This window comes from Nocardioides bizhenqiangii (genome assembly GCF_034661235.1).
GTDB lineage: Bacteria > Actinomycetota > Actinomycetes > Propionibacteriales > Nocardioidaceae > Nocardioides > Nocardioides bizhenqiangii.
On record NZ_CP141059.1, the window covers coordinates 1,021,273 to 1,037,522 of the forward strand.

The following is a 16,250-nucleotide window of genomic DNA, read 5'->3' on the forward strand; positions in this document are numbered from 1 at the left end:
AGATGTCATGTCTTCGCCTTCTTCCGTTCTCGACCGCACCCTCGCCGACTTCGACCCCGAGGTCGCCGAGCAGATCGAGCGCGAGCTGGTCCGCCAGCAGACGACGCTCGAGATGATCGCCTCGGAGAACTTCGCTCCGAGGTCGGTCATGGAGGCCCAGGGCTCGGTCCTGACCAACAAGTACGCCGAGGGCTACCCCGGCCGGCGCTACTACGGCGGCTGTGAGCACGTGGACGTGATCGAGCAGCTCGCGATCGACCGGATCAAGGAGCTCTTCGGCGCAGAGGCGGCGAACGTGCAGCCGCACTCCGGCGCCCAGGCGAACGCCGCAGCGATGTTCGCCCTGCTGGACCCGGGCGACACGATCCTCGGCCTCGACCTGGCGCACGGCGGCCACCTCACGCACGGCATGCGGCTCAACTTCTCCGGCAAGCTCTACAACGTCGTGGCCTACCAGGTCTCGGCGGAGGACTTCCGCATCGACATGGCGGAGGTCGAGCGGCTCGCGGTCGAGCACCGCCCGAAGCTGATCGTCGCCGGCTGGTCGGCGTACCCCCGCCAGCTGGACTTCGCCGAGTTCCGCCGCATCGCCGACCTCGTTGGCGCCTACCTGATGGTCGACATGGCGCACTTCGCCGGCTTGGTGGCCACCGGGCTGCACCCGAGCCCGGTGCCCTACGCCGACATCGTCACCACCACCACGCACAAGACGCTCGGTGGTCCCCGCGGTGGCGTGATCCTGAGCAAGCAGGCGCTGGCCAAGAAGATCAACTCCGCGGTCTTCCCGGGCCAGCAGGGTGGTCCGCTGGAGCACGTGATCGCCGCCAAGGCGGTCGCGTTCAAGATGGCGGCCTCGCCGGCGTTCCGCGAGCGGCAGGAGCGCACCCTCGAGGGCGCCCAGATCATCGCCCGCCGGCTCTCGCAGGCCGACGTCGCAGAGGCCGGGATCTCGGTCCTGAGCGGCGGCACCGACGTCCACCTGGTGCTGGTCGACCTGCGGCACTCCGAGCTCGACGGCCAGCAGGGCGAGGACCGCCTGCACACGGTCGGGATCACGGTGAACCGCAACGCCGTGCCGTTCGACCCGCGTCCGCCGATGGTCTCCTCGGGGCTCCGGATCGGCACCCCGGCGCTGGCCACCCGCGGCTTCGACGCCGGCGCCTTCGAGGAAGTGGCCGACATCATCGCCGCCACCCTCGCCGGGGCCGGCGACGAGGACCAGCTCGCTGCGCTGCGCGGCCGGGTCGAGGCACTCGCGGGGAAGTTCCCGCTCTACCCCACGCTGGAGGACTGATGGCCAAGCTGCTTCCGGAGCACCCCGCCTGGCTCTGGCGCGACCCCGACCCGAAGTCGTCGTACGACGCCGTCGTGGTCGGTGGCGGCGGCCACGGCCTCGCGACCGCCTACTACCTGGCCAAGAACCACGGCATGACCAACATCGCCGTGCTGGAGAAGGGCTGGCTCGCGGGCGGAAACATGGCCCGCAACACGACCATCATCCGGTCGAACTACCTGTGGGACGAGAGCGCCGCGATCTACGAGTTCTCCCTCAAGCAGTGGGAGCAGCTGCCGGCCGAGCTGGACTACGACTTCCTGTTCAGCCAGCGCGGCGTCCTCAACCTCGCGCACACGCTCCAGGACGTCCGTGAGGCGACCCGGCGCATCAACGCGAACCGCCTCAACCGGGTCGACGCCGAGTGGCTCGAGCCCGACGAGGTGGCGAAGGTCTGCCCGATCGTCAACGTCTCGCAGGACGTGCGCTACCCGGTCCTCGGTGCGACGTTCCAGCCGCGCGCGGGCATCGCCAAGCACGACCACGTGGCGTGGGCCTTCGCCCGGGCGTGCGACGCGATGGGCGTCGACATCATCCAGAACTGCGAGGTCACCGGCTTCATCAAGGACGGCGACCGCGTGGTCGGCGTCGAGACCAGCCGCGGCCGGATCAACGCCGGCACCGTCGGGCTGGTGGCCGCCGGGCACAGCACCGTCCTGGCCGAGAAGGCCGGCTTCCGGCTCCCCGTGCAGTCGCACCCCCTGCAGGCCCTGGTCTCCGAGCTCTACGAGCCGGTCCACCCGACGGTGGTCATGTCCAACCACGTCCACGTCTACGTGTCGCAGGCCCACAAGGGCGAGCTCGTCATGGGCGCCGGTGTCGACGCCTACAACGGCTACGGCCAGCGCGGCTCCTTCCACGTGATCGAGCACCAGATGGCCGCGGCGCTGGAGCTGTTCCCCATCTTCGGGCGCGCGCGCCTGCTGCGCACCTGGGGCGGCATCGTCGACGTTTCCCCCGACGCCTCCCCGGTGATCGGCCCGACGCCGCTGGAGAACCTCTACATCAACTGCGGATGGGGCACCGGCGGGTTCAAGGCGACGCCCGGCGCCGGCTGGGCGATGGCCCACACCATGGCGACCGGCGAGCCCCACGACCTGAACCGTGCGTTCGGGCTCGAGCGGTTCGTCTCCGGAGCGCTCATCGACGAGCACGGCGCCGCCGCCGTGGCCCACTGACCTTTCACAACCGAGGAGCTGCTCACGATGATGCTGCTGACCTGCCCGTGGTGTGGCCCGCGGGACGAGACCGAGTACCACTACGGCGGCCAGGCCCACGTGGCCTACCCCGAGAACCCGAGCGACCTGTCCGACGAGGAGTGGGCGGAGTACCTCTTCTTCCGCGACAACCCCAAGGGCCCGTTCGCCGAGCGGTGGTCCCACAGCGCGGGCTGCCGTCGTTGGTTCAACGTCGTCCGTGACACCGCGACCTACGAGGTCCTGGAGGTCTACACCAACGCCGACCCGCGGCCCGTGGTCGGCTCCCCAGCAGGAGGCTCCCGATGAGCACCCAGTCCCACCGTCTCCTCACCGGAGGGCAGATCGACCGCGACCGGGTCCTGACGTTCTCCGTGGACGGGGTGGACTACACCGGTCACCCCGGCGACACCGTCGCCTCCGCGCTGCTGGCCAACGGCCGGGTGAGCGTCGGCGACTCCATCTACCGGCGCCGGCCCCGTGGCATCCTGGCGGCCGGGGTCGAGGAGCCGAACGCGCTTCTCCAGGTCGGTGGCGACTACCCCGAGCCCATGGTCCCCGCGACCACCCGCGAGCTGGTCGACGGCTTCACCGCGTCCACGCTGTCCGGGCTCGGCGTCCTGGACCCGGTGGCCGACGACTCGATCTACGACAAGTGCTTCCTCCACGCCGACGTCCTCGTCGTCGGCGGAGGACCCGCCGGCCTCGCCGCAGCGTTGTCCGCAGCCCGATCCGGCGCGCGCGTCGTCCTGATCGACGAGCAGCCCGAGGTCGGTGGCTCGCTGTTGTCGAGCCGGCACGAGCTGGTCGACGGCAAGCCTGCGCTGCACTGGGTCGCGGCAACCGCGGCCACGCTCGACGCGGCCCCCGAGGTCACGGTGCTCAACCGCACCGTCGCGCTCGGCTCGTACGACGCCAACTACGTGCTGGCCGTGCAGAACCGCACCGACCACCTCGAGGACGCCGCTCCGCTGGGCGTCTCACGGCAGCGGGTGTGGCACATCCGCGCCCGTCAGGTCGTGCTGGCGACCGGCGCCCACGAGCGTCCGCTGGTGTTCTCCGGCAACGACCGTCCCGGCGTGATGCTCGCCGGCGCGGTCCGGACCTACATCAACCGGTACGCCGTCAGGCCCGGCGACCGCGCGGTCGTGGCCACCACCAACGACAGCGCCTACGACATCGTCGACGACCTGCTCGCAGCCGGTGTCGGCGTCGCGGCCGTGCTCGACGCCCGCGACGTGCTGTCCGGGCGGGCGGCCGAGATCGCCGCGCACGGCGTACGGGTGATCCCGTCCAGCACCGTCCAGGACACCGACGCCGATCCTCGCACCGGCCGGCTGACCCGGGTCCACGTCGGAACCCTCGGCGACGACGACGCGGCCACCTCGTGGGAGAGCCTGGACTGCGACCTCCTGGCCGTGTCGGGCGGTTGGAGCCCGGTGGTGCACCTGCACAGCCAGCGCAGCGGAAAGCTGCGCTGGGACGACCGGCTCGCGGCCTTCGTGCCCGACGGCCACGTCGAGGACCAGCAGGTCGTCGGAGCGGCTGCCGGCACCGTGACCCTGGACGCGGGCCTGCAGGAGGGTGCGGTCGCCGGAGCCGAGGCGGCGACGCGCGCAGGCTTCCCGACGACTCGGTTGAGCATCGGAGGTTCGGCGCCGCTGACGGAGGCCGGCGAGGTCCGCCAGCTCTGGCTGGTCCCCGGCCGCGAGGGCGACCCCGGCGACTGGGACGAGCACTTCGTCGACCTCCAGCGCGACCAGACCGTCGCCGACGTCTGGCGGGCCGCCGGCGCCGGCATGCGCAGCGTCGAGCACGTGAAGCGCTACACCTCCATCGGCACGGCCCACGACCAGGGCAAGACCTCGGGCGTCAACGCGATCGGAGTGATCGCAGCGGCACTGAGCGGTTCGACTTCGGACGGGCCCGGCGTGGGCGAGATCGGTACGACGACCTACCGGGCGCCGTACTCGCCGGTGTCGTTCGCCGCCCTCGCGGGCCGCGAGCGCGGCAACCTGTTCGACCCCGAGCGCACCACGCCGATGCACTCGTGGCACGTCGCGCGCGGCGCGGAGTTCGAGATCGTCGGCCAGTGGCTCCGGCCGCGGCACTACCCGCTCGCCGGGGAGGACATGGACGTCGCCGTCGACCGAGAGTGCCGCGCAGCGCGCACCGGCGTCGCCATGATGGACGCGTCCACCCTCGGGAAGATCGAGGTCCAGGGCCCCGACGCCGGCGAGTTCCTCAACCGGGTCTACACCAACGCTTTCAAGAAGCTCCCGGTCGGCTCGGCGCGCTACGGCGTCATGTGCAAGCCCGACGGGATGATGTTCGACGACGGCGTCACCCTGCGCCTGGCGGACGACCGCTACTTCATGACCACCACGACCGGCGGAGCGGCGAACGTCCTCGACTGGCTCGAGGAGTGGCTGCAGACGGAATGGCCCGAGCTCGACGTCTACTGCACCTCGGTCACCGAGCAGTGGTCGACGATCGCCGTGGTCGGCCCGAAGTCGCGCGAGGTCATCGCCCGCGTCGCTCCGGACGTCGACGTGAGCAACGAGGCGTTCCCGTTCATGACGTTCCAGGAGACGACGCTCGCGTCGGGGGTGCCGGCGCGGATCTGCCGGATCTCCTTCTCCGGCGAGCTCGCCTTCGAGGTCAACGTGGCCGGTTGGTACGGCCTGGCCGTCTGGGAGCAGGTCTTCGCGGCCGGTCAGGACCTCGGCATCACGCCGTACGGCACCGAGTCGATGCACGTGCTGCGGGCGGAGAAGGGCTACCCGATCGTCGGTCAGGACACCGACGGCACGGTGACCCCGCAGGACGCCGGCATGGAGTGGATCGTGTCGAAGCAGAAGGACTTCATCGGCCGCCGGTCGTACTCCCGGATCGACACGCAGCGCCCCGACCGCAAGCACATGGTCGGCCTGCTGCCGGTGGACCGCACGACCGTCCTCCCCGAAGGCGCCCAGCTGGTCGAGACGGGGACGGTGATCACCGACGGTCCCGACCCGGTCCCGATGCTCGGTCACGTCACCTCCAGCTACCACAGCGCAGCTCTCGAGCGCCCGTTCGCCCTCGCGCTCGTCGCGGGTGGCCGGGACCGGCTCGGCGAGCGACTGCTCGCCCCGCTCGGTGACGACCTGGTCGAGGTCGAAGTGACCTCGCCCGTTCTCTACGACCCCGAAGGGACGAAGCGAGATGGCTGAGCTCACCCACAGCTTGATCGGGATGCGCCGCAGCCCGCTGGCCGGCATGGCGCGGGACCTGATGGACAACGCCGTCACCGGCGAGCGCAACGTGCGCGTCTCGGAGTGGCGGTTCACCACCATGGTGAGCCTCCGCGTCGACCCCGCGTCGCCGGCAGCCGCAGACCTGGAGAAGGTGCTCGGGACCACGCTCCCGCGGAACTCCGGCGAGGTCAGCAGCCACGGCCAGCACAGCGTGCTCTGGCTGGGACCGGACGAGTGGCTCGTGGTCTCGCAGACGTCGGCTGACGACCTCGTCCCGGCGCTCGCGGCCAGCGTGGCCGGGGCGCACGCGGCGGTCGTCGACGTGTCGGCCAACCGGACCGTGCTGGAGCTCCGGGGCGCGTCCGCGCGCGCCGTGCTCCAGAAGGGGTGCCCGCTCGACCTCCACCCGCGGTCCTTCGGCCCCGGGCAGGCGGTCTCGACGACGCTGGCGCGGATCCCCCTCGTGCTGTGGCAGGTCGGCCCGGACAGCTACCGGCTGCTGCCGCGCGCGTCGTTCGCCGAGTACGTCGCGCGGTGGCTGCTGGACGCCACGCAGGAGTTCGCCTCTGCCTTCCAGGACGGTGGACGCAGCGAGTGACACTCTCCGCCTTCGACCTCTACTCCGTCGGCATCGGGCCCTCGTCGTCCCACACAGTGGGTCCGATGCGTGCTGCCAAGCGCTTCGCCGACAACCTGTCCGAGTCGGGACGACTGGTCGATGTGGTGCGGGTGCGCGCTGAGCTGTTCGGCTCGCTCGGCGCCACCGGTCACGGGCACGGCTCGCCGAAGGCGGTCGTCCTCGGCCTCGAGGGTGAGGACCCCGCGACCACCGACCCCGACCGCGCATCCGGCCGGCTCGACGAGATCAAGAACAGCGGCGAGCTGCTCCTCGGCGGCGCCAGGCCGATCAGGTTCGACGTCGACTCCGACCTGCTCATGCACCGGCGCAAGAGCCTGCCGGCCCACCCCAACGGCATGACGTTCGCGGCGTACGACGCGGACGACGCCGAGATCGTGCACAGCACGTTCTACTCCGTCGGGGGCGGATTCGTCGTCGACGAGGCCGCCACCGGGGCCGACCGGGTCGTCCTCGACGACACCCCGGTCAAGTTCCCGTTCTCCACCGGCGCGGAGCTCCTCGAGATCTGCGCCCGCGAGCAGCTGTCCATCAGCGACGTCATGCTCGCCAACGAGCAGTCCTGGCGCAGCGAGTCGGAGATCCGCGACGGCATGCTGCACCTGTGGTCGGTGATGGCCGAGTGCATCGAGAACGGCTTCCACCGCGAGGGGGTCCTCCCCGGTGGGCTCAAGGTCCCGCGCCGGGCCCCCGCCCTCTTCCGGGACCTCACCGCGCAGGGCGACGCCGACCCGCTCCACGTCGTCGACTGGGTCAACCTGTACGCCCTCGCCGTCAACGAGGAGAACGCCTCGGGCGGCCGCATCGTCACTGCGCCCACCAACGGCGCAGCCGGCATCATCCCTGCGGTCCTCCACTACTACATCCGTTTCGTCCCCGGCGCCGACGACGACGGCATCGTCCGCTTCATGCTCACCGCGGCCGCGGTCGGGATCCTCTTCAAGACCAACGCCTCGATCTCCGGCGCCGAGGTCGGCTGCCAGGGAGAGGTCGGCTCGGCCTGCTCGATGGCAGCCGGGGGGCTCGCCGAGGTGCTCGGCGCGAACCCACGCCAGGTGGAGAACGCCGCCGAGATCGGCATCGAGCACAACCTCGGCCTCACCTGCGACCCGGTCGGTGGCCTCGTGCAGATCCCCTGCATCGAGCGCAACGCCCTGGCCTCGATCAAGGCGATCAACGCCGCCCGGCTCGCCATCAACGGCGACGGCACGCACAAGGTCAGCCTCGACAAGGCGATCAAGACGATGCGCGACACGGGTGCCGACATGAAGACCAAGTACAAGGAGACCGCCCGCGGCGGTCTGGCCGTCAACGTCATCGAGTGCTGATGGGGGCCGACGACAGCCGGCTGCTCGGCTCCGCGGACGAGTCCGAGCTCGAGGTCGAGGACCCGCACGACCACGCGGCCGGGCTGAAGGCCGTCACGGTGGCGATGCAGCGCGCCGTGGGGCAGATGGGCCCGGTCCGTACGGCGCGCGCGCTGCTGCGCCTCAACCAGGCCGACGGCTTCGACTGCATGAGCTGTGCCTGGCCCGACCCGGACCCGGAGCACCGGCACCGTGCCGAGTTCTGCGAGAACGGTGCGAAGGCGGTGGCCGAGGAGGCGACGAAGGCGAGGGTGACGCCCGACTTCTTCGCCCGCAACAGCATCAGCGACCTGCTGGAGCAGACCGACCACTGGCTCGGCCAGCAGGGTCGCCTGACCCACCCGATGGTCAAGTGGCCGGACTCCGACCACTACCAGCCGATCGGCTGGGACGAGGCGTTCATGCTCGTCGGCGACCACCTCGGAGCGCTGGGCTCTCCGGACGAGGCCCTCTTCTACACGTCCGGCCGCGCCTCCAACGAGGCCGCCTTCGCCTACCAGCTGTTCGCGCGTGAGCTCGGGACCAACAACCTCCCCGACTGCTCGAACATGTGCCACGAGTCGAGCGGCGTCGCCCTGATCGACACCATCGGCATCGGCAAGGGCAGCGTGAGCCTGGAGGACCTCTACCGGGCGGACCTGATCGTCCTCGCCGGCCAGAACCCCGGGACCAACCACCCCCGGATGCTCTCGGCGCTCGAGATCGCCAAGCGGCGGGGCGCCAAGATCATCTCGATCAACCCGCTGCGCGAAGCGGGCCTGGTGAACTTCCGCAACCCGCAGTACCCGCGCGGCGTCGTGGGCAAGGGAACCGACCTCACCGACCTGCACCTGCAGATCCGTCTCAACGGAGACCTCGCGCTGTTCCAGGCCATCGGGTCGCTCCTGGTCGAGTGGGGGGCGGTCGACCACGACTTCGTCTCCGCACACACCGAGGGCTTCGACGCGTGGCGCGCCCACGTCGCCGGCGTCGAGTGGGAACAGGTCGTCGCGGCGACCGGGCTCACGCGCGACCAGATCACGGAGGCGGCGCGGATGATCGCCGACTCCGACGCCACCATCTACTGCTGGGCGATGGGACTGACCCAGCACCGCAACGCCGTCGCGACCATCAAGGAGGTCGTCAACCTCGCGCTCGCGCGCGGTGACATCGGCAAGCCCGGCGCCGGTCTCTGCCCGGTCCGCGGTCACTCCAACGTCCAGGGCGATCGCACCATGGGCATCTGGGAGAAGCCGCCGGCGGCGTTCCTGGACGCGCTGGCCGACGCCTACGGCTTCGAGCCTCCCCGTCACCACGGCTACGACACCGTGGAGTGCATCCACGCCATGCTCGAGGGCAAGGCGTCGGTGTTCGTCGCCCTGGGCGGCAACTTCCTGCACGCCGCGCCCGACACCGCGCTCACCGCGGCGGCGCTGGAGAAGACCGCGCTCACCGTGCAGATCTCCACCAAGCTCAACCGGTCGCACCTGATCACCGGCCGCACCGCCCTCATCCTGCCGACCTTGGGTCGTACCGAGCGCGACGAGCAGGTCGGGGGACCGCAGTTCGTCACGGTCGAGGACTCCATGTCGGTCGTGCACGCCTCCCGCGGCCGCCTGGATCCCGCCAGTGAGCACCTCCGCTCCGAGGTCGCGATTGTGACCGGCATCGCCGAGGCCGCCTTCGGCGCGGACTCGGTCGTGGACTGGGCGGCCCTGCGCTCCGACTACCGGCTGATCCGGGAGGGCATCGAGCGCGTGGTACCCGGCTTCGAGGACTACGAGCAGCGGGTCGTCCAGCGGACCGGGTTCGTGCTGCCGCACCCTCCGCGCGACAGCCGCAGCTTCACCACCCCGTCCGGCAAGGCGCACTTCACGGCGTCGGCGATCGAGACGCTCGAGGTGCCGCCCGGTCATCTGGTGCTGCAGACGCTGCGCAGCCACGACCAGTTCAACACCACCGTCTACGGGCTGAGCGATCGCTACCGCGGCATCGAGGGCGGCCGGCTGGTCGTGATGGTCAACCGCCGCGACCTGGAGGCGATGGGCCTACAGGACGGTGACCGGGTGGACATCGTCGGCTGCTGGGACGACGGCCGCGACCGTCGGGTCCGGGACTTCCGTGTCGTCGAGTACGACACCCCGGTCGGAACCGCGGCGGCCTACTATCCGGAGACCAACCCACTCGTACCCCTAGGCTCCGCGGCAGTGGGCAGCAACACCCCGACCTCGAAATCGGTCCTGGTGCGGCTCGAGCCGACCCGCTGACCTCGGCGAAAAATGACTCCGGCCGTGCGCGATGCGCACGGCCGGAGCGGTTCAGGAGCAGACCTAGCTGTGGTCGCTCTTCCCGTTGGTGCACTCGACGGTGAGGGCGAAGTCGTCACCGTGCTCGGTGACGCCGGCGATCACGGCCTGCGCGACCGCGTCCTCGCCGTACTTGCGACGAACCATCAGCGGATCCTTGCGCAGATCCTTCACCAGAGATACGGCGAGCCCGACCATGACGAGGACGAACGGCAGAGCCGCCACGATGGTGATGGTCTGCAGGCCGCTGAGCGCGTCGGCTCCTCCGACCAACAGCATGACCGCCGCGGAAGCACCCGTTGCGACACCCCAGAAGATCACGTTGAGCCGGCTCGGCTCCTGGGTGCCCTTCTCGGACAGGGTGCCCATCACGATCGACGCCGCGTCGGCGCCCGAGACGAAGAAGATCGCGACCAGCACCATCACCAGCACCGACGTGACGGTGGCGAGCGGGAAGGATTCCAGCGTGGTGAACAGCTGCGACTCCAGGCCGCCGGCGCCCGCGATGTCCACACCGTCCAGCTGGAGATCCATGGCGGCGCCGCCCATGACGCAGAACCAGATGACACTGACCAGGCTCGGAACGACCAGGACACCGGTGACGAACTGCCGGATGGTGCGGCCGCGGGAGATGCGCGCGATGAACATGCCGACGAACGGCGTCCAGGACAGCCACCACGCCCAGTAGAAGACAGTCCAGCCCTCGAGCCAGGCCTGGGTGTCGGCACCCTCGGCGCCGGTGCGGGCCGACATCTCGGGAAGCGTCTGGACGTAGCTGCCGATCGACGTCGGGACCAGGTCGAGCATGAAGATCGACGGGCCGACGACGAACAGGAACAGGGCGAGGGTGATTGCCAGCACCATGTTGATGTTGGAGAGCCACTGGATGCCCTTGGCGACCCCGGACACGGCGGAGACGACGAAGGCGGCGGTGAGGACGGCGATGATGCCGATGAGCAGGGCATTGCCCGTCGTCCCGATGCCGCCGACGATCTCCATGCCCGTCCGGATCTGCAGCGCGCCCAGGCCCAGCGAGGTCGCGGACCCGAACAGGGTCGCGAAGATCGCGAAGATGTCGATGACCTTGCCCACTCCGCCGTGCGCCCGCTTGCCGAGCAGCGGCTCGAACGCGGAGGAGATCAGCTGCAGGCGACCCTTGCGGTAGACGCCGTACGCGATTGCGAGGCCCACCACGGCGTAGAGCGCCCAGGGATGCAACGTCCAGTGGAAGAGGGTGGTCGCCATCGCGTTCTGGACCGCTTCCGGGTTGCCGGCATCGCCGGTGCCCGGGGGAGGGGTGGCCAGGTGCGAGATGGGCTCGGCCACGCCGTAGAACATGAGACCGATGCCCATGCCGGCGCTGAACATCATGGCGACCCACGAGATGGTCCGGAACTCGGGCTCCTCGTCGTCACGACCGAGGGGGATGGTCCCGTAGCGGCTCGCCGCCAGCCAGATGACGAAGACGACGAACGAGCTCGAGGTGAGCACGAACAGCCAGCCGGCGTTGCCCATCACCCAGCCGAGCGCGTCACCCGACGCGGTGCTCAGCGAGTCGGTGCTGACCATTCCCCACGCGAGGAACGCCAGCGCGACGACAGCGCTGACTCCGAAGACGACCTTGTCCAGCCCGGCCTTCTCCCTACCGCGCAGCTCGGGCTTCAAGTCGAGCGCGGGGTGGGGGATCGGGTCCGCCACGGGCGTCCTGAACGCGTCCTCGACGGCGTCGTGCACTACCTGCGCGGTTGACCTGCCGTTCGTCACCGGCGGCCGGCGACGCGGCGTCTCGGGTGTCGTAGTCATGCGTGTGTCCCTTCGAGGTCGACGTGCCCGGGCGTATCGCGACATTAGACCTTTGTTGCGATAGACGCAATAGAATGCTTAGAGTGCAACAAAGTTTTGACTATTGTGTGAAGTCCCTCACAAGAAAGGCGCTGACGCGCGCCGTCCGGGGCTCGCAGTCACTCGGCAGGGAGGATTCGCGCGACCACCTCGGTCGACACGTCGAGCATGAGCATCTCCTCGCCGGTGGCGTCGAAGGACGTCTCTCCTCCCACCCGCATCCGCTGGCGTTCCCATTCGCCACCGGGGTGCTGGTACCACCAGGACTGCCGAGAGCCGAAGGGGGTCTCGAAGGCGACGACTGCGACGCCCGCGTCCGTCAGCAGTGCTTCGCCCGTGCCGTAGAGGCCGAGCTCATCGACAGTCGTCCATCCGGTGTCGACGTCGAACCGGGCGGCGTGGCCGGCGTACCCGTTGTTCTCGACCGTGGACCAGGCGGCCAGCACGTCGCCGCTGCTGTTCACCGCAAGTGCGATGCCTTCGACGCCCCAGATCGAGGGCTTGGCGCGCTCGTCGAGATAGCTGGTGCTCGTCCACGTCGTCCCGTCCGGCCCTGATACCGCCCAGGCCAGGTACTTCTGCTCGAGCTCCTCCCAATCCGGGTCGAGTCCCCACATGACGAGTGCCCGACCCTCCTCGTCGAGCGATACCGCGAGGTCCAACACATAGAAGAGCTTGCTTCGCAGTCTCTCCCCGACGGTCCACTCACCGTCGCGGGCACGGAACGCGGTCGTCACGCCACCCGCCTCCCAGGCAAGGACCACGTCGCCCCGCTGGTTCGCCGCCAGGTCGAAGTTCTGCACGTACGTGCGGGCACGTATCCGGGTGACCTCTCCCCAGGACCCGCCGGCAGCCCGTGAAACCACGCGGACCACGCGATCGGGCGCCCACGCGACCGTCATGGTGCCCCAACGGTCGATGGTTGCCTCGACGGGGCCGCTCCCGCCGTGGCCCAGCCTCGTCGGTGAGCTCCACCTTCCGTCCACGAGGTGCTGCTCGAAGAGCGAGCCGCGACCGTCGGACGACGCGTTGCGAGGTGCCAGCCACGTCACGAGGGCCGTGCCGTCCGGTCCGACCGCCACGGCATTGGGCCACGCATCGGGGACCACCGGCTCCAAGTCCCAAGGTTCGCGACCGGGCCGCACGCCGAATCGGACGCCCTCGCTGACCTCCCAGGACGCCACGGCCCAGTCCCCCAGGACTGCGACACGACCTGCGAAGAATCCGTCGGACCCGCGCTGCCCGCGGGCTACCGACTCGGGAGGTCCCCACTCCGGCGCCGGGGAGTCGGCCGGTGCGCTCGATGACTGCGGTAGGTCCTCACGGTCGGAGGACCCCGAGCAGCCGGCGATCGCGGCCAGGACGCACACCACTGCGGTCGCGGTCGCCGTTCCGTTCCTCATCCGACTCGGCATCGGCGCTGCCCTCTCGTCGGGACGCCCGGGCCCGAGAGGGCGGCTGTGGATCTCTCACTATGCGCCCAATTCCCGGAAGGTGCGACGCACCCACCCGTGATCGCTCGCCGGGCCTGGTCAGGGCGCCGCGGCTAGCGTGGAGTCGTGGCCAACCGACTGCGGGACGCGACGTCGCCGTACCTCCTCCAGCACGCCGACAACCCCGTCCACTGGTGGGAGTGGGGACCCGGCGCGTTCGCCGAGGCGCGGGAGCGCAACGTCCCGGTGCTGCTGAGCGTGGGTTATGCCGCCTGCCACTGGTGCCACGTGATGGCGCACGAGTCGTTCGAGGACGACGCGACCGCGGCGTACATGAACGAGCACTTCGTCAACGTCAAGGTCGACCGCGAGGAGCGGCCCGACGTGGACGCCGTCTACATGCAGGCGACGACCGCGATGACCGGGCACGGTGGTTGGCCGATGACCGTCGTGCTCGACCACGACGGAGCGCCGTTCTTCGCCGGCACCTACTTCCCCGACCGGCCGCGGCACGGGCAACCGGCGTTCACCCAGGTGCTGCAGGCGCTGACCGAGGCCTGGCAGGACCGCGGCGAGGAGGTACGACGCGTCGCCGACCAGCTCCGCGAGCACCTCGCCATGTCCGCCCAGCTGCCGGCGGGTGCGGTGACCGCGGAGCTGCTCGACGGCGCGGTGGCGACGCTGGCCGAGGAGTTCGACCCGATGGCCGGTGGTTTCGGCAACGCGCCGAAGTTCCCGCCCACGATGGTGCTCGAGTTCCTGCGCCGCTACGCGTCGGGCGAGGAGACCGAGTCGGTCCGGCAGGCGAAGCACATGCTCGCCCGTACGACGGCAGCGATGGCCGGCGGCGGCATGTACGACCAGCTCGGAGGCGGCTTCGCGCGGTACGCCGTCGACCGCGGCTGGGTGGTGCCGCACTTCGAGAAGATGCTCTACGACAACGCACAGCTGGTCGGGCTCTACGCCCGGCTCGGGACCGAACCCGGAGACCGGATCGCCCGCGAGACCGCCGACTTCCTGCTCCGCGAGCTGCGCACCCCGGAGGGCGGCTTCGCGTCCGCTCTCGACGCCGACAGCCCCGACCCGGCAACGGGGAAGAGCGTCGAAGGAGCCTTCTACGCGTGGACACCGGCGCAGCTCGTCGAGGTCCTCGGTGAGGAGCGGGGTCAGTGGGCGGCGGGCGTCTTCGCGGTGACGGAGAACGGCACCTTCGAGCACGGCATGTCGACCTTGCAGCTGCGGCACTACCCCGTCGGTGCCGAGGACCAGGGGCGGCTGGCCGACGTACGCGACCGCCTGCTCGCCGCGCGCGCCGAACGCCCGCGCCCCGGGCTGGACGACAAGGTGGTCGCGGCGTGGAACGGCCTGGTGATCACCGGTCTCTGCGACGCGGGGCTACTGCTCGCAGACCAGCAGTACGTCGACGCCGCCGTCGTCGCAGGAGAGCTCCTCGAGCGCCTCCACCTGGTCCCGACAGACACCGGCGATCGGTCGATCCTGCGCGTCTCCCGGGATGGCGTGGCCGGGTCGCACGCGGGAGTGCTGGAGGACTACGGCTGCGTGGCGTCCGGGTTCCTCTCGCTCGTGCAGGCGACCGGCGACGCGAAGTGGCTCACCCTCGCGACGGCGGTGCTCGACCACGCGCTCGCGGGCTTCCGTGCACCGGACGGGGGGTTCTTCGACACCCACGCCGATGCCGAGGCGCTGGTCGCCCGGCCCCGCGACCCTGGGGACAACGCCTCGCCGAGCGGCTTCAGCAGCATGATCCACGCGCTGGTGACAGCCCATGCGCTCACCGGCGAGGGTCGCTACCGCGACGCTGCGGAGGAGGCGCTCGCCACGATCGCGGGGCTCGCCGAGCGGGCGCCCCGCTTCGCGGGGTGGTCCCTCGCCGCCGCCCACACGATGCTCGCCGGGCCGCTCGAGGTCGCGGTGGTCGGACCCGCCGGCGCCGAGCGTGACGCCCTCGCCGATCGTGCTCGCCGCATCCCCGGCGCAGTCGTGGTCGTCGCCGACGGACCGCGCGACGACGTACCCCTGCTGGTCGGGCGCACTCCGGTCGACGGCAGACCGGCTGCCTATGTGTGCCGCGGGTTCGTCTGCGAGCGTCCGGTGACATCCCCCGACAAGCTCCCATGAGCCGACCTCTCAGCGAGCGCTGGCGGTCGGGTCTGGCGCTTCTGATCAGCGTCGTCGTGCTGAGCGGGATCATCCTGTTCGCGCCGGCCGACGGTCCGGCCGCGCTCCGGCGGTTGTTCGGCCTCGGCGAGGACCGACTGCGGGACCCCGCGGACGTCCCGCCGGGCGGCACCTACGCGTTCCTCGAGACCCAGCCGAACAATCCGGGTGAGCCGGTGGCGTGGGACCCGTGCGACGAGATCCACTACGAGATCAATCCCGACGGTGCCCCCGAGGACGCCGACGACACCGAGGAGTTCGTCGAGGAGGCGTTGGAGGTGGTCTCGCACTACACCGGCCTCGAGTTCGTGTACGACGGCCGCACCGACCGCCGCCCGGAGTGGGACCGCGCCTTCGTGCCGTCGATCGGCCGGCACGAGCCGGTGCTCATCGCATGGGCGACCGAGGACGAGGTGCCGCAGCTCGAGGACGACGTCGCCGGGATCGGCGGCGCGGTCGCCGTCGAGGTCGACCCGGGGGGATGGCTGCGCTACGTCACCGGCGGCGTCACGCTGGACAGCGACGCCTTCGAGGACATCGGCAGCGTGTTCGGCGACGGTGGCGAGCGCCGGGCGATCCTGCTGCACGAGCTCGGCCACCTGGTGGGGCTCGACCACGTCGACTCCCGCGAGGAGCTGATGTACGCCGACAACATCGGCGTCCGCGACTTCGCGCTCGGGGACCAGAACGGGCTGATCGCCGTCGGCAGCGGCAGGTGCGCCTGACCCGGTTGCCGCCCGGCT

The 16,250-nt window shown here is 70.5% G+C and carries 11 protein-coding genes; 9 read left to right on the forward strand and 2 right to left on the reverse strand.

Translation table 11 applies throughout. The features are described 5' to 3' along the window. Positions 1 to 7 precede the first annotated feature (7 nt). From glyA to SHK19_RS05145, 7 genes are read left to right on the forward strand one after another with little or no spacing between them, the layout of a single operon-like run. On the forward strand, positions 8 to 1,294 hold the full coding sequence (gene glyA, locus SHK19_RS05115) for a serine hydroxymethyltransferase (RefSeq protein ID WP_322938012.1): 1,287 nt from the start codon (positions 8 to 10) through the stop codon (positions 1,292 to 1,294). Further along, positions 1,294 to 2,511: a sarcosine oxidase subunit beta family protein gene (locus SHK19_RS05120; RefSeq protein ID WP_322456577.1), complete on the forward strand. Its 1,218-nt coding sequence runs from the start codon at positions 1,294 to 1,296 to the stop codon at positions 2,509 to 2,511. The genes glyA and SHK19_RS05120 overlap by 1 nt, the downstream gene beginning before the upstream one ends. Before the next feature lie 27 nt (positions 2,512 to 2,538). Next, positions 2,539 to 2,838 carry a sarcosine oxidase subunit delta gene (locus SHK19_RS05125; RefSeq protein WP_118926569.1) on the forward strand — a complete coding sequence of 100 codons (300 nt, stop codon included), beginning with the start codon at positions 2,539 to 2,541 and terminating at the stop codon, positions 2,836 to 2,838. After that, on the forward strand, positions 2,835 to 5,741 hold the full coding sequence (locus tag SHK19_RS05130) for a sarcosine oxidase subunit alpha family protein (RefSeq protein ID WP_322938013.1): 2,907 nt from the start codon (positions 2,835 to 2,837) through the stop codon (positions 5,739 to 5,741). The genes SHK19_RS05125 and SHK19_RS05130 overlap by 4 nt, the downstream gene beginning before the upstream one ends. Next, a complete protein-coding gene (locus SHK19_RS05135; RefSeq protein ID WP_322938014.1) occupies positions 5,734 to 6,363 on the forward strand; it encodes a sarcosine oxidase subunit gamma in 630 nt (209 codons plus the stop codon). The genes SHK19_RS05130 and SHK19_RS05135 overlap by 8 nt, the downstream gene beginning before the upstream one ends. Then, positions 6,360 to 7,730: an L-serine ammonia-lyase gene (locus SHK19_RS05140; protein WP_322938015.1), complete on the forward strand. Its 1,371-nt coding sequence runs from the start codon at positions 6,360 to 6,362 to the stop codon at positions 7,728 to 7,730. The genes SHK19_RS05135 and SHK19_RS05140 overlap by 4 nt, the downstream gene beginning before the upstream one ends. Continuing rightward, positions 7,730 to 10,015, forward strand: a complete 2,286-nt coding sequence (locus SHK19_RS05145) for an FdhF/YdeP family oxidoreductase (RefSeq protein WP_322456573.1) — start codon at positions 7,730 to 7,732, stop codon at positions 10,013 to 10,015. Before SHK19_RS05140 ends, SHK19_RS05145 begins: the two co-directional genes overlap by 1 nt. A gap of 63 nt (positions 10,016 to 10,078) precedes the next feature. Here the strand turns inward: SHK19_RS05145 and SHK19_RS05150 are convergent, their stop codons facing one another. Both SHK19_RS05150 and SHK19_RS05155 read right to left on the reverse strand, forming a co-directional pair. Continuing rightward, the gene (locus SHK19_RS05150; RefSeq protein WP_322456572.1) at positions 10,079 to 11,857 is read right to left on the reverse strand and encodes a BCCT family transporter; all 1,779 of its coding nucleotides are present in this window, start codon (positions 11,855 to 11,857) and stop codon (positions 10,079 to 10,081) included. A gap of 158 nt (positions 11,858 to 12,015) precedes the next feature. Further along, on the reverse strand, positions 12,016 to 13,299 hold the full coding sequence (locus SHK19_RS05155) for a hypothetical protein (protein ID WP_322938016.1): 1,284 nt from the start codon (positions 13,297 to 13,299) through the stop codon (positions 12,016 to 12,018). Between the two features lie 156 nt (positions 13,300 to 13,455). On the opposite strand from SHK19_RS05155, the gene SHK19_RS05160 reads away from it, so the two are divergent. Further along, positions 13,456 to 15,468 carry a thioredoxin domain-containing protein gene (locus tag SHK19_RS05160; RefSeq protein WP_322456570.1) on the forward strand — a complete coding sequence of 671 codons (2,013 nt, stop codon included), beginning with the start codon at positions 13,456 to 13,458 and terminating at the stop codon, positions 15,466 to 15,468. Then, positions 15,465 to 16,232 (forward strand): matrixin family metalloprotease, encoded by a 768-nt coding sequence (locus tag SHK19_RS05165; RefSeq protein WP_322456569.1) that lies wholly within the window; start codon positions 15,465 to 15,467, stop codon positions 16,230 to 16,232. The genes SHK19_RS05160 and SHK19_RS05165 overlap by 4 nt, the downstream gene beginning before the upstream one ends. Positions 16,233 to 16,250: the final 18 nt, after the last annotated feature.

Excerpts from the sequence above, each read along its gene's own strand:
- SHK19_RS05150 (WP_322456572.1), bottom strand. The coding sequence starts at position 11,857 with ATGACTACGACACCCGAGACGCCGCGTCGCCGGCCGCCGGTGACGAAC.
- SHK19_RS05155 (WP_322938016.1), bottom strand. The coding sequence starts at position 13,299 with ATGAGGAACGGAACGGCGACCGCGACCGCAGTGGTGTGCGTCCTGGCC.
- SHK19_RS05120 (WP_322456577.1), top strand. The coding sequence starts at position 1,294 with ATGGCCAAGCTGCTTCCGGAGCACCCCGCCTGGCTCTGGCGCGACCCC.
- SHK19_RS05125 (WP_118926569.1), top strand. The coding sequence starts at position 2,539 with ATGATGCTGCTGACCTGCCCGTGGTGTGGCCCGCGGGACGAGACCGAG.
- SHK19_RS05130 (WP_322938013.1), top strand. The coding sequence starts at position 2,835 with ATGAGCACCCAGTCCCACCGTCTCCTCACCGGAGGGCAGATCGACCGC.
- SHK19_RS05135 (WP_322938014.1), top strand. The coding sequence starts at position 5,734 with ATGGCTGAGCTCACCCACAGCTTGATCGGGATGCGCCGCAGCCCGCTG.
- SHK19_RS05165 (WP_322456569.1), top strand. The coding sequence starts at position 15,465 with ATGAGCCGACCTCTCAGCGAGCGCTGGCGGTCGGGTCTGGCGCTTCTG.
- glyA (WP_322938012.1), top strand. The coding sequence starts at position 8 with ATGTCTTCGCCTTCTTCCGTTCTCGACCGCACCCTCGCCGACTTCGAC.
- SHK19_RS05145 (WP_322456573.1), top strand. The coding sequence starts at position 7,730 with ATGGGGGCCGACGACAGCCGGCTGCTCGGCTCCGCGGACGAGTCCGAG.